General features: G+C 52.0%; 10 protein-coding genes and 1 other annotated feature. Of the genes, 6 read left to right on the top strand and 4 right to left on the bottom strand.

Going from position 1 to position 12535, the window contains the following annotated elements; genetic code table 11:
* Positions 1–2: 2 nt before the first annotated feature.
* Positions 3–1358 carry a signal recognition particle protein gene (ffh, locus tag ACTNE6_RS16505; RefSeq protein WP_194968459.1) on the bottom strand — a complete coding sequence of 452 codons (1356 nt, stop codon included), beginning with the start codon at positions 1356–1358 and terminating at the stop codon, positions 3–5.
* A 405-nt stretch (positions 1359–1763) separates the two neighbouring features.
* Here ffh and ACTNE6_RS16510 point away from each other — a divergent pair, with 405 nt between their 5' ends.
* From ACTNE6_RS16510 to ACTNE6_RS16525, 4 genes are all read left to right on the top strand, one after another.
* Entirely contained in the window at positions 1764–2561 is a 798-nt protein-coding gene (locus ACTNE6_RS16510) for a cytochrome C assembly family protein (RefSeq protein WP_442497515.1), read from the top strand.
* A gap of 341 nt (positions 2562–2902) precedes the next feature.
* The gene (locus ACTNE6_RS16515) at positions 2903–3583 is read left to right on the top strand and encodes a hypothetical protein (RefSeq protein ID WP_442497516.1); all 681 of its coding nucleotides are present in this window, start codon (positions 2903–2905) and stop codon (positions 3581–3583) included.
* A gap of 11 nt (positions 3584–3594) precedes the next feature.
* Positions 3595–7551 (top strand): RHS repeat-associated core domain-containing protein, encoded by a 3957-nt coding sequence (locus ACTNE6_RS16520; RefSeq protein ID WP_442497517.1) that lies wholly within the window; start codon positions 3595–3597, stop codon positions 7549–7551.
* Positions 7552–7554: 3 nt separating this feature from the next.
* On the top strand, positions 7555–7809 hold the full coding sequence (locus tag ACTNE6_RS16525) for a DUF7660 family protein (protein WP_442497518.1): 255 nt from the start codon (positions 7555–7557) through the stop codon (positions 7807–7809).
* A gap of 516 nt (positions 7810–8325) precedes the next feature.
* Here the strand turns inward: ACTNE6_RS16525 and ACTNE6_RS16530 are convergent.
* Entirely contained in the window at positions 8326–8787 is a 462-nt protein-coding gene (locus ACTNE6_RS16530) for a hypothetical protein (RefSeq protein ID WP_442497519.1), read from the bottom strand.
* On the opposite strand from ACTNE6_RS16530, the gene ACTNE6_RS16535 reads away from it, so the two are divergent.
* A protein-coding gene (locus tag ACTNE6_RS16535; RefSeq protein WP_442497520.1) for an IS3 family transposase occupies positions 8780–9918 on the top strand; the annotation gives its coding sequence in 2 pieces (ribosomal slippage) (positions 8780–9032 and positions 9032–9918; 1140 coding nt in all). The two genes, ACTNE6_RS16530 and ACTNE6_RS16535, sit on opposite strands and share 8 nt — an antisense overlap.
* A gap of 13 nt (positions 9919–9931) precedes the next feature.
* On the opposite strand, the gene ACTNE6_RS16540 is transcribed toward ACTNE6_RS16535, so the two are convergent.
* Positions 9932–10582 (bottom strand): hypothetical protein, encoded by a 651-nt coding sequence (locus ACTNE6_RS16540; protein ID WP_442497521.1) that lies wholly within the window; start codon positions 10580–10582, stop codon positions 9932–9934.
* Here ACTNE6_RS16540 and ACTNE6_RS16545 point away from each other — a divergent pair.
* Positions 10575–11797 (top strand): IS3 family transposase gene (locus tag ACTNE6_RS16545; protein ID WP_442497352.1). Its coding sequence is split into 2 segments (ribosomal slippage): positions 10575–10866 and positions 10866–11797, totalling 1224 coding nucleotides; the frame shifts between segments, so codons are not numbered across the junction. The two genes, ACTNE6_RS16540 and ACTNE6_RS16545, sit on opposite strands and share 8 nt — an antisense overlap.
* Positions 10859–10975, top strand: a sequence feature (AL1L pseudoknot). It overlaps the preceding gene by 117 nt.
* On the opposite strand, the gene ACTNE6_RS16550 is transcribed toward ACTNE6_RS16545, so the two are convergent.
* Positions 11785–12351 (bottom strand): leucine-rich repeat domain-containing protein, encoded by a 567-nt coding sequence (locus ACTNE6_RS16550; RefSeq protein ID WP_442497522.1) that lies wholly within the window; start codon positions 12349–12351, stop codon positions 11785–11787. The two genes, ACTNE6_RS16545 and ACTNE6_RS16550, sit on opposite strands and share 13 nt — an antisense overlap.
* Positions 12352–12535: the final 184 nt, after the last annotated feature.

Below are 12535 nucleotides of genomic sequence, written 5' to 3' on the forward strand. Positions count from 1 at the left end.
AATTACATTCTCATACCGCGAATGTTGCTCTTCATGCCACGAATCATATTGGTTATATTACCTTTCTTGAAACGCTTCATCATTTTTTCCATCATCTTGAATTGCTTCAGAATCCGGTTAACGTCGTGCAGCTGCTGACCGCAGCCATCCGCAATACGTTTCTTGCGATTGCCTTTGATCAAATCGGGAAAGCGACGCTCCTGCATGGTCATGGAGTTAATCACAGCAATCTGGCGCGCCAGCTCCTTGTCATTGACTTTGTCTTTCATTTCCTGCGGAATGCTGCTCATGCCAGGCAGTTTGTCCAGCATGGAGCCGACTCCACCCATGCTCTGCATTTGCTGCAATTGCTCACGGAAGTCTTCCAGGTCAAAGCTCTTGCCTTTCTGTATCTTTTTGACCAGTTTCTCGGCTTTTTCCTTATCAACCTTCTGCTCGATCTCCTCAATCAGACCCAGCATATCGCCCATACCTAAAATACGGGACGCCAGACGATCAGGGTAAAATGGCTCTAAAGCCGTGGCTTTCTCACCCACACCGATAAATTTGATCGGCTTGCCGGTAATATGACGGATGGACAATGCCGCACCGCCGCGCGCATCGCCATCGGCTTTGGTCAGAATCACACCGGTCAGCGGCAACGCATCGTTAAAGGCTTTGGCTGTGTTTGCCGCGTCCTGACCGGTCATGCTGTCGACGACAAACAAGGTTTCGACCGGATTGATGGCGGCATGCAATTCTTTGATCTCGACCATCATCTCGTCATCGATATGCAGACGACCGGCGGTATCGATGATAATGACGTCGAGGAATTTTTTCTTCGCCGCTTCGATCGCATTCTTAGCGATATCGACCGGCTTCTGAGAAATATCGCTTTCAAAGAAATCCAGGGCAAGATCATCAGCCAGTGTCTGCAACTGCTTGATAGCGGCAGGACGATAGACGTCGGCACTGACAACCCCGACTTTTTTCTTTTGATTTTCTTTCAGCCAGCGGCCTAATTTGGCAACCGTTGTGGTTTTACCGGCACCTTGCAGACCGGCCATCAAAATGACGGCTGGCGGGACGGCTTTCAGATTAAGTTCTTCATTCGCCTCACCCATCACCTTGACCAGTTCGGCCTGAACCAGTTTGACTAATGATTGTCCCGGCGAAAGGCTGGTCTGAACTTCCTGACCCAACGCACCTTCTTTAACGCGTTCAATAAAATCCGTAACAACCGGCAAAGCCACGTCCGCCTCAAGCAAGGCCATGCGCACTTCGCGTAGCGTTTCCTTGATATTGCTTTCAGTCAGCCGCCCTTGGCCTCTAACTTTCTTAAGAGTATTACTTAGTCGATCGGTTAAATTATCAAACATATCTGCGTCTTTATTCTGTAATCAAGGAAACGTAATTATTCAGATTCTCTATGCGCAGCAAGATCTTCAATCGTAGCCGAAGCCCACCCTGTCAGATCAAAATTATGCCGGGGCTGAATATTTACATGGAAACCACTACCTAACGCAAATGCGTTAGAACTATTTAGCCGGTTATATTAACATACCCATTAAGACCTTTGCACCACTCGCTGTCAAGTCCTGAAGCAATAACTTTAAATCGTACTTCTCAGCTTTAATGCATTGATTAAATTAGACATTAGCAATTGAATGAAAATTTAATCAGCCGCTGTTAAACCAACAACCCTAAATTTTAATTGGGCTGAAAAGCTTTAGCTGTAACAATAGATAGCAAGGTTCTACTATACATAAAGAAAATACAGCCAAATGAACGCCACCTTTTTTGCCGCTCTTTCAATCTGTGCCTATTTAGGCAGCACCTTGCTTATTGCCCGTAAATTTCGCCGTGGCGATGGCAATCAAACTCCGCTTTATCTTGCCTGGTTTGCAGCATGCGCGCATCTCGCCTATATCACCGTTAACTTCCACAATGAGAATGGCTTTAATTTCAGCTTTATCAGCACCGCCTCACTGGTTTCGCTGATTGTCACCCTGATGTTATTAACTGCGACGCTCAGTAAACCGGTCGAAAAACTAGGCATTGCGATATTTCCCGCTGCCGCCATTATGCTCGGCCTGGAGCTGGCTTTTCCGGAGCGCCCCCGCTTTCTTCACAACCATAACTGGCAGATGAGCATTCACGTTCTGACGTCCATCATTGCTTTCAGCCTATTAAACATCGCCGCTCTGCAAGCGATATTACTGGCCATTCAAGACCAGCAGCTCAAAAGCCATCCCCCAAAACCCTTTATTTTGTCATTGCCGCCACTGCAGACGATGGAATCGCTGTTGTTTCAAATGCTCGCCGCCGGCGTTGTCTTCCTGACGATCTCATTGATCAGCGGTTTTATATTCATAGAAGATTTGTTTGCGCAGCATCTGGTGCATAAAACCGTGCTATCGATACTGGCATGGATTGTATTTTCAAGCCTGCTAATAGGCCGCAGCCGTTACGGCTGGCGGGGCCGAACAGCGATAAAATGGACGCTGATCGGCTTTATATCGCTGCTTCTGGCTTATTTCGGCAGTAAAATGGTTTTGGAATTGATCCTGAACAGGGCTTGAGGTTATAAATTACAGAGCCGAATCGGGGCACTGATTTCGGCCTGAGCCGGTTGTTACGGAAACGTTTGGTCGCCAAATACATGTCGAATGAAATCCGCAAAAGGCGGTGAGACGCCGCCAGAACAACTGCCGTTCTTCACACCCGCTACTTGTTTGAGGCCCAAGTATCTCAATATCCTTACGCTGGATTACTTTCAACTCTTCGAGCAAAAGTGATGCGCCGAATTCTGTGTTTGGCCTTAATTGCATCTGCACGGCGAACACAGCTGCTCTTTTTAATCTGCACAGTTTGAGTTAGAATTCAAACAATCAACGGACCTGAACCTTACCAAAAAGCCTGCATGCTGACTCTCCATCCCCGCCAAATCAAGCTGCTCGACCAACATCAAGAGCAGCAATTCCGCGTCACTCTGCGCAAGTACATTCAACAGGAATACCCGGCTTATGCCCAGGTTTCGCCAGCCATTCTGACGCGTTTGATCGGCTTCGGCCTGGCCCGGGCGCGCAGTTACGGATTCGCCTGGCAATCCAGCCTGGGCCAGTTCGTTTACCTGATGGCTGCCGTCGCACCGAATTTTGACCTGCATCCGGCGATACACTCGATTTTGGCTAATGCCGATCTGCCTGCCGAAAAACGCATCGCGAGCCTGACTGAGCGGCTGCCCATAGGCGGTTGGACAGAAGCCGCCGACACAGCCAGCACGATAGGCTGGTTTCTCGACAAAGACGGTTTCAAGCTTGACCGTCATGCCCGCATCCTTCTGGCTCTGGCCAACGCCTTGCCGGCCATTGCCGCCCCTTCAGAGGCCCTGGTGCAGCGTGCGCTCACACGCGCCGAAACCCTGGGCCTTTTAACGGAAGACTCCCAGTTTGTTTTCGCGGCCTGCTGCCTGCATTACGGAGAAGACTTCGAGCTTCAAGCCCCTTGGGCTAAGGAATTGTTGACGCCGGCCTTCACGCCACAGGCCCGAACCGCCTTGCTCCGGGTGCGGCTGGCGCTGGATGCCGGCCTTTGGTTATAGGACATTAAAAAATGGCAGAATTGATTGAAGAGGCAACACAGTTTGGCACCGGTTTCGGTAAAGGCATCTGGGACTTCGGCAAGGAGACCGTCCAGGGCGTCGCCGACCTGGGCCAAGCCGGCTACAGCCTGGCCACCGACCCAGCCTACCGCGAACAGGCCTTTGAAACCGCCAAAGAGATCTCCAAACAGGTGGGTAATGGCATCGGCCAGGCCGTAGACGATCCTGCCGGCGCCCTCGCCGGCATCAAAGACCGCGCGTCCGGCGCCTGGGATGCTTATCAGACAGAAAGAGCCCAGGCCGCCGCTGAAGGCCGTCTGGCCGAGTTCGACGGGCAGACGGCCGGCCGCGGCCTGGCTGAAATCGGCAGCGTGTTCATGCCGGTCAGCAAGCTGGGCAAACTGGGCAAGGCGGGGGAAATGCTCGCCGGCACTGGCCAACTGGAGAAAGTCGCTGCGGCGGCCGGCGCCGAACAGCGCGCGGCCCAGGCCATCCAAGCTGGGCAGGCCTTGCCCAAGCAGGCGCCCAGCAGCAAAGTCCTGTGTCCCTTGGGCAAACCGGACAACCCGGCCGCGAAAAAAACCTCTCCCAAGGCCGGCCAATCCGCCGCCGGCAAACCCACCCTGAAGAACGCCGACACCTGTACCAGCGGTTGCCCGATCAGCCTAGCCACCGGCGAGGAACTGCTGGAGCTGACCGACTTCAGCTGGGACGGCCCGCTGAGCCTGCCCTGGACACGCTTCTACCGCAGCGGCCAGAGTGCTACTGATCTGCAGCTGGGCCACGGCTGGCTGACGCCGCTGGACGAATGGCTGGAGGTCTCGGATACGGCCGTCGCCTTCCATGACCGCGAAGGCCGCACCCTCGAACTGCCCCTGCCCGAACCCGGCGACTACAGCCTGAATCTCCCGGAACAGCTGCGCCTGTACCGCGAAGCCGGCCATTTTCGGTTAGTCAGCGACAATCAGCCGGATCGCCTCTTCCAGGGCGAGCACGGCCGCTGCCGCCTGCAGCGCTGGCAGAACGCATCAGGCCCGTTCATCGAACTGGTCTACGACCTTCAAGGCCAGGTCCAGGCTCTAAAGGCCAGCTGGGGCAAAACGCTGCTGATCGAGCGCGACGGCGCGCATATCGCGGCCATCGGCCCGGCCAAATTGGGCGAACAGGGCCTGGCCTTGGCGTCCGCGCCGTTCGTGCGCTACCAATACAATGAGCACGGCGATCTGACCGCCGCGCTCGATCCCTTGGATCACGGCGAGACCTACGCCTACCGCAACCATATGATCAGCCGCCGCACGCTCGCCACCGGCTTCAACTTTTATTTCGAGTGGGACGCCTACAACCCGAGCGGGCGCTGCCTGCGCAACGTCGGCGACCACGGTATCTACGACTACCGCTTCGAATGGACCGACAGCGGCCTCAGCCGCGCCATCGACTCGCGCGGCGGCGTCAGCGAATACATGCACGACGCCAACGCTTTGCTGCTCTGGCAGACCAGCCCGGAAGGCCGTCGCACGCACTACGCCTACAACGAGCACAACCTCTTGAGCCGCGTCACCGATGCGGCCGGCCACAGCACCGTCTACGCCTACGATGACGAAGGCCGGCTGACCGCCGTGACCGACCCGCTCGGCCACACGGCGCAGCTAGCCTACAGCGAAACGGGCCACTTAACCTCACTGACCGATCCCTTGGGCCAGACCTGGCGCCGCAGCTACGACGACCAGGGCCGCTTGATCCAAACCGAGGACCCGCAAGGCGGCGTCACGCGCATCGCCTACACCGACCAGGGCCTGCCGGCGCAGATCGTCAACGCCGTCGGCCAGGCCCGCACCCTGCTCTGGGACGGACAGGCGCGGCTGGTCGGCGAGATCGGCTTCGACGGCAGCCGTCGGCATTACCGTTACGATGATGAGGATCGCATTGTCGCCGCCAGCCAGAACCAGCGCATCAGCCAGTATCAATATGATGCTGCCGGCCGCGTCATTGCCGTCAAAGCCCCCGACGGCGCCGTCGTCAAGCTGGACTACAACGAAGCCGGCCTGTTGACCCGCTACACCGACGCGGCCGGGCGCACGACCGAGTACCGCTACGGCGACGGCCTGTCACAGCTCACCGAGCGCATCGATCCGACCGGCCAGGTGCTGCGCTATCACTACGACAGTGAGCGCAACCTGATTGGACTGACCAACGCCAAAGGCGAGCACTACCAGCTCAACTACGACCAGGACGAAAATCTCATCGAAGAGATCGGCTTCGACGGCCGCGTCCAGCGCTACCACTACGATGCCGCCGGCCAACTGGATCTGTACGCCCAGCGCGGCGACCAGGTCTGGCAGGTCGCGCGCTTTGAACGCGACCCGCTCGGGCGTCTGCTGAAAAAGACCGGCGGGGACGGCGCCGTCAGCGACTTCGCCTACGACCCGCTCGGCCGCCTGAGCCGCGCCCGCAACAGCCATGCGCAGCTGCAGTTCCAGTATAACGCGCTCGGCCAGGTCGTCAGCGAAAGCCAGAACGACGCCGCGGTCAGGCACGAATACGACGCCCTGGGCCGGCGCACGGCCACCGTCACGCCCACGGGCCAGCGTATCGATTACGCGTACAACGCCCAAGGCCGCCTAGCAACGGTCAGCCTGGACGGCGAAATCCTCAGCCGGCACCAGTTCGATGACCAGGGCCTGGAAACCGCCCGCCAGCAGGGCCAGCTGGTCAGCCGCTACGCCTACGATCCGATGGGCCGGCTGATCCGGCACCAGGCCGGCCTGAAGGACAAAGTCAACGTGCTCGGCCGGCGCTACGGCTACGACGCCGCCGGCCAGCTCGCGGCCGTCGACGACCTGCGCCAGGGCACCAGCCGCTATCTCTACGACCCCGCCGACCGGCTTATCGAGGTCGAAGGCCTGACGCCGGAACGTTTCGTGCACGACCCGGCCGGCAACCTGATCGGCGTCAACGAGGAGCGCGGCGGTCGGGTCCAAGGCGACCGCCTGATGCTGCTGAGCGACCGGCATTTCAGCTACGATGCGGCCGGCAACCTGGCCGAAGAACGGCGCGGCAAGCAGGGCCGGCTCGTCACGCGCTACGCCTATGACAGCGACAATCGCCTGATCCGCGCCGAAACACCGCACGGCACCAGCCAGTACCGCTATGATCCGCTGGGCCGGCGCCTCGCCAAGCTCACGCCCGACGGTGAAACGCGCTTCGTCTATGATGGCGCGCGACTGCTGCAGGAAACCCGGGCGGCGCGGCAGCGCACCTATCTGTTCGAGCCTGACAGCTTCCGGCCCCTGGCCTGCATCGATCAGACCAGCGGTGCAAAATCACAGGTCTATTACTACCATCTGGATCACCTGGGCACGCCGCGCGAGCTGACCGACGCGGCCGGCAAAATCGTCTGGTCGGCCCGCTACCGCGCTTATGGCGCGCTGGCCTTGGCCGATGTGGCCGAAATCGACAATCCGCTGCGGTTTCAGGGGCAGTATTACGATAGCGAAACCGGCTTGCATTACAATCTGTACCGTTATTACGATCCCCAGGCGGGGCGGTTCATCCACCAGGACCCGATTAGCCTGGCCGGTGGCGTGAATCTGTTCCAGTATGCGGTTAATCCGGTGAATTGGATTGATCCGTTGGGATTGACATGCAATGAGACAAGTGGTGTAACCAATCCGGCAAATATTCGCTTCAGCCAAAGCAGTATTAAGGGTAATTTTAGTAATGGTAGTTCCATCGATGACTTAGTTGCCGGATTGAAAAATGGAACGATAGAGTCAAGCGCTATTCCTCCAATTCGATTAGTCGAGAAGGACGGACAAATGTTTACATTGGATAATCGGCGCTTGGAAGCATTTCGGCGCGCAGGAGTAGACGTTCCCTATAAGATGGCTACACCACAAGAAGCAGCTGCGGAGTCTTGGAAATTTACAACAAAGAATAATGGCACATCGATTCGAATCAGAGGTGAATAAAATATGGATTTAAAAGCGCAAGCGGAGATTGTTTCCTCTCATGAGGACTTAGTGGTATTTATTAAATTATTGGAAAAAAACCTGAAAAGCGATCCAGAAAGTTGGGTAAATGGCTCTTTGCCAGAGTTTCTTGAAGCGTTATCAGCATGGGTTGAGGATATGGATGGCTACTACCTAAACAATAAATTACCAATTCCTGACCATCCGACTTGGAAAACTATTGCAGAGATGTTACTAGCTGCCAAATTCTATGAATGAGTATTAGTATGTAGAAAAGCGGCTCAGCTTTTACCCGGTTCTAATCAATGGCGACAGTTTCAATTGATACTGAAAATCAATGTAGCTTATCTCCAATGATTTCTGCTAAACAAAATGCAATTTAGGAATAACTATTCGTATAACGAAGCTCTAAACGATTTAGCAGAGTTCTTTAATCGTCGAATTAAAAATGACTTTAGAAAAAAAGAACTGCTAGGCTATTTAGAGAAATGCAGGAAAGAAAAAACGATAACGTTCAGGTATATATACGAAAAATTCGTTGAATACACCAATGAAAGTAAGGATTACGAAGAACTTACGGACAAAGATAAAGAAATGATCGACGATCTATTTCATTTTTGGGGATAAAACTTAACAACCACCCGTTAAAGAGGGTGGTTCGTATAACGGATTGAGAGCCCCATAGGATGATGATATGGACTCCTCTTCACTCCGGCTCTGAATAGATACTTTTAAAAATCAGCAACCATCAAGCTATGTATGAGCTATTACGTATCATTGATGTTCAATTTTATTTAAGTTATTAATGATAACGTTAACAGGGTTATTATTTCTAATATTTGACTTATTACCGCTTATTTGCTTAGTTTTGGTTTCAATCAGCACCTCCCCTAAGTCGGAAACATTATTTGTATTGGCTGTTGGCAACGTGAAAAGAGCTGATGCTGATGAGCCATCTTTAAAATCAACAGCAATCTCGATTATTTTGTCTTGAGGTATATCTACATCTCGCAATTTAAACGCACTCCCACTTAATGTTGCTGGAGCAGTCAGTGTATTGCCTTTGATATATACTTTTTTTATTTCATCGGCTGTTGCATTACGGTTGTTGAGTTTTATGCTACCTATGACAGTTAAAGTAAGATTAGAGAAATGGACCCAGAAAATTGGACAGTGGCTTAAGTGACAAAACTGCTCTATTGTGATCTCAACGTATGAGGAAAAAACAATGAGCAAAAAAAGAAGAAATCACTCTCCGCAGTTCAAAGCCAAGGTAGCCTTGGCAGCAATTAAAGGCGATAAAACCTTAGCCGAATTATCGTCTGAGTTTGATGTCCACCCGAACCAGATTACGCAGTGGAAGCAGCAATTGCTGGACAATGCCAGTGACTTGTTCAGCAAGGGTAAGCCTAATTCATCCGCTTCCGATGAGGCCATCAAGGATCTGCATGCGAAGATCGGTCAGCTGACGGTGGAAAACGATTTTTTAGCCAAAGTGCTCGGTCGCTAGATCGGGCCCAGCGCAAAGAAAACATCGATCCCCAGGCGGAGCTATCTGTGACCCGACAATGCAAACTGCTGGCGTTGAGCCGATCCAGTATCTATTACCGGCCTGTCGAGGCGTCCGATGAAGACCTGAGACTGATGAAAGCCATCGATGCCATTCATCTGGAGCAGCCGTTCAGAGGGAGCAGAAGGATTCGAGATGAGCTGCTGGATCAAAAGGTTGTCGCTTATATCAACCGCAAGAAAGTGCAACGGCTGATGCGGCAAATGGGCTTGGTCGCGCTCTATCCGAAAAAGAAGACCAGCCTGCCAGGCAAGGGCCATAAAATCTACCCTTACTTGCTGAAGGGCTTGCGCATTGACCGTCCCAATCAAGTTTGGGCAACCGATATCTGTTATATTCCGATGGCCAAAGGCTTTCTCTATCTGGTCGCGGTCATGGACTGGCATAGTCGTAAGGTCCTGAGCTGGCGCCTGTCGAATACGATGGATACCGGCTTTTGCTTGGAAGCCCTGGAAGAAGCCATTGCGCGTTATGGAGTACCGGAAATGTTCAATACCGACCAGGGCAGTCAATTTACCAGTGACAAATTTACTGGCATGCTCAACGCCCATGGCATCAAGATCAGCATGGACGGCAAGGGCCGCTGGGTCGATAATGTCTTTGTAGAACGGCTCTGGCGCAGCATCAAATACGAGGAAATATACCTGAAGGCATACGAAACGCCGCGGCAAGCTGAATCAGAAATTGGTAAGTATTTTCGCTTCTATAATGAAAAAAGACGACATCAGGGTTTAGCGGGAAAAACGCCGGATGAAGTCTATGACGCTGACCTTTTTGATGAACAAAAGGCCGCATAACCTGGCAGGGTTATCACTTAAGAATGATAAATGGCTGTCCAATTGGTGGGGTCCACTTCTTAGCAACTTTGTCTTTTGTATTTGTTTCTTGTTCTTCTCCCTGTTTTACTTCGAACAATTCTAAAAATTTAAGTTCGCTACCAGGTTTTGCCCATGCTAAAAAAACCCATACTATGGCAATTGAACCCGTAAACATTAATGCTTTTATTTTCATCTTTTTCCAAATATCCGGTCTCGGTTTCTGTGGATGAGTCATTACTAGGTCTTGATTGATTGATTTTTCTTCCGATTCAGGCTTTGATACTGAAGGAGCATGAGTTATTGGGGGCGTAATGTTGACAATAATAGATGCGTCACGCTGGTCACCCCTGCTTCTTTTTAAAGGCTTCACAGATCTCTTAATGCGCGCCGCATCTGTAAAACCTTCCAATAACGGCAAAACCGGGACATCTTTGACTCTAACATTATCACACTCGATTGTCTGGCGACCCTCTTCGAGGCGTTGAATAAGCTTTTTCCAATCAAAAAATGTAGGGATAGTTGAATTATTACAATGTTCACAATTACAGGGAGCACGCTCCTCATAGGTGATATTTGAAAACCATTTGAACCGCCCCGATTTTCTCGGAGGCTCCAACTTATGAGAAAATGGAGCTATGACCAAGAAAACCAACACCAACTTTTCACCGGAAGTCCGTGAGCGCGCAGTTCAAATGCTGCATGAACATCAAAGCGAATATGCCTCACAATGGGCCGCCATTCAATCAATTGCCGCTAAAATCGGCTGTACCGCTGAAACCCTGCGTCGCTGGGTACGTGAAACCGAAAAAACGAGTGGTGCACAAGAACAGCTGACAACGTCAGAGCGAGAGCGGTTGAAAGCCTTGGAACGCGAAGTACGTGAGCTCCGGCAAGCCAATGAAATTCTGCGTAAGGCGTCCGCTTATTTTGCCCAGGCGGAGCTCGACCGCCCATTCAAACGATGAAAGCCTTTATTGACGATCACCGTGATGTCTATGGGGTCGAGCCGATCTGCAAAGTATTGCCGATTGCCCCGTCGACGTATTATCGGCATGCGGTGTGTCAGGCCAATCCTAATCTGCGATCAGCCCGTGCTAAACAGGATGAGAGTTTAGGCCATCAGATCCGCCGGATTTGGGAGGACAATTTCCAAGCGTACGGTGCGCGTAAGGTCTGGCGACAATTGCAGCGTGAAGGGAAAAACGTGGCTCGTTGTACAGTGGAACGTTTGATGCGCCAGCTAGGGTTACAAGGCGTGGTGCGCGGCAAAACAGTCAAGACAACGATCAGCCGCCCTGATGAGGCTTATCCATTGGACCGCGTCAATCGGCAATTTAAGGCAGAGCGTCCGGATGCGTTGTGGGTAGCCGATTTTACCTATGTTTCCACTTGGCAAGGTTTTGTCTATGTCGCCTTCGTGATCGACGTCTTTTCCAGGTTTATTGTCGGCTGGAAGGTTTCCGCTTCCGCTCGCACTGATTTCGTCTTGGATGCACTCGAACAAGCGGTCTATGCCAGGAGACCGGCAGGTGGTTTAATTCACCATAGCGACAGAGGCGTGCAGTACGTGTCGATCCGCTATACCGAGCGTTTGGCCGAAGCCGGTATCGAAGCCTCAGTAGGGAGCGTAGGCGATTCCTATGACAATGCGCTAGCCGAAACCATTAATGGCTTGTATAAAGCCGAGGTGATTTATCGACAGGCCTGGAAAAACCGGGAAGCCGTGGAGCTGGCGACACTGGCCTGGGTTGATTGGTTTAACCATCGACGCTTGCTGGAACCAATCGGTAACATTCCACCGGCAGAGGCTGAAGAAAAGTATTATCAACGACTGACTGAGTCTGCTCAGGCGGCATGACTCACAACCATCGGCCTCCGAAAAATCCGGGGCGGTTCAAAGTCTCTCAAGGGACTTAAATCACTTACTTGTGTTCCTGAAACGTCAAGCACCTGCAAGTGCTGTAAGTCTCTCAAGGGACTTAAATCACTTACTTGTGTTCGGGAGACATCAAGCACCTGCAAGTGCTGTAAGTCTCTCAAGGGACTTAAATCACTTACTTGTGTTCGGGAGACATCAAGCACCTGCAAGTGCTGTAAGTCTCTCAAGGGACTTAAATCATGAAGCTCTGCAAAACTGTTTACACTCAGTTTCTTTAAATTCTTAAGTGCCCTTATATTTGGACTGAGCGATTCAATTTTATTAGATTTGTAATGGATCTGAGATTCAGGTTTTCTCCGTGCCAATTCTTCATTAGTATATTCATACCAATTATCGCTCAATATTAACTCTTCTAACCATGCCAATTTAAAGAGTTCATCAGGCAATTCAATTAAAGCGCAGTTGCCAAGTTCTAGTCGAGTGAGGCGTTTTTTTTTTGCTTCACGTATGCGTCGTAGGGCGAGTTTGGGCATAGTTACTTTGGCGAGCTGATGGTTTTATTATGATTTTGGGGCAAAAATAACTCATTCTCAAGCAATTGTATAAGATTATTTGAGAATTAAATCAATGGGGAAATCAATGGAGTCGGTTTCGATAGATACTCGGGAAAATCAGTATCACATTACAATGAGTTAAAGACGAACTCTACAGGCTAAA

The sequence above is a fragment of the Methylobacter sp. sgz302048 genome, assembly GCF_052162025.1.
Classification (GTDB): Bacteria; Pseudomonadota; Gammaproteobacteria; order Methylococcales; family Methylomonadaceae; genus Methylobacter.

Coding starts and splice junctions, on each gene's coding strand:
- ACTNE6_RS16515 (WP_442497516.1), top strand. CDS start 2,903: ATGCTGACTCTCCATCCCCGCCAAATCAAGCTGCTCGACCAACATCAA.
- ACTNE6_RS16550 (WP_442497522.1), bottom strand. CDS start 12,351: ATGCCCAAACTCGCCCTACGACGCATACGTGAAGCAAAAAAAAAACGC.
- ACTNE6_RS16520 (WP_442497517.1), top strand. CDS start 3,595: ATGGCAGAATTGATTGAAGAGGCAACACAGTTTGGCACCGGTTTCGGT.
- ACTNE6_RS16525 (WP_442497518.1), top strand. CDS start 7,555: ATGGATTTAAAAGCGCAAGCGGAGATTGTTTCCTCTCATGAGGACTTA.
- ACTNE6_RS16510 (WP_442497515.1), top strand. CDS start 1,764: ATGAACGCCACCTTTTTTGCCGCTCTTTCAATCTGTGCCTATTTAGGC.
- ffh (WP_194968459.1), bottom strand. CDS start 1,358: ATGTTTGATAATTTAACCGATCGACTAAGTAATACTCTTAAGAAAGTT.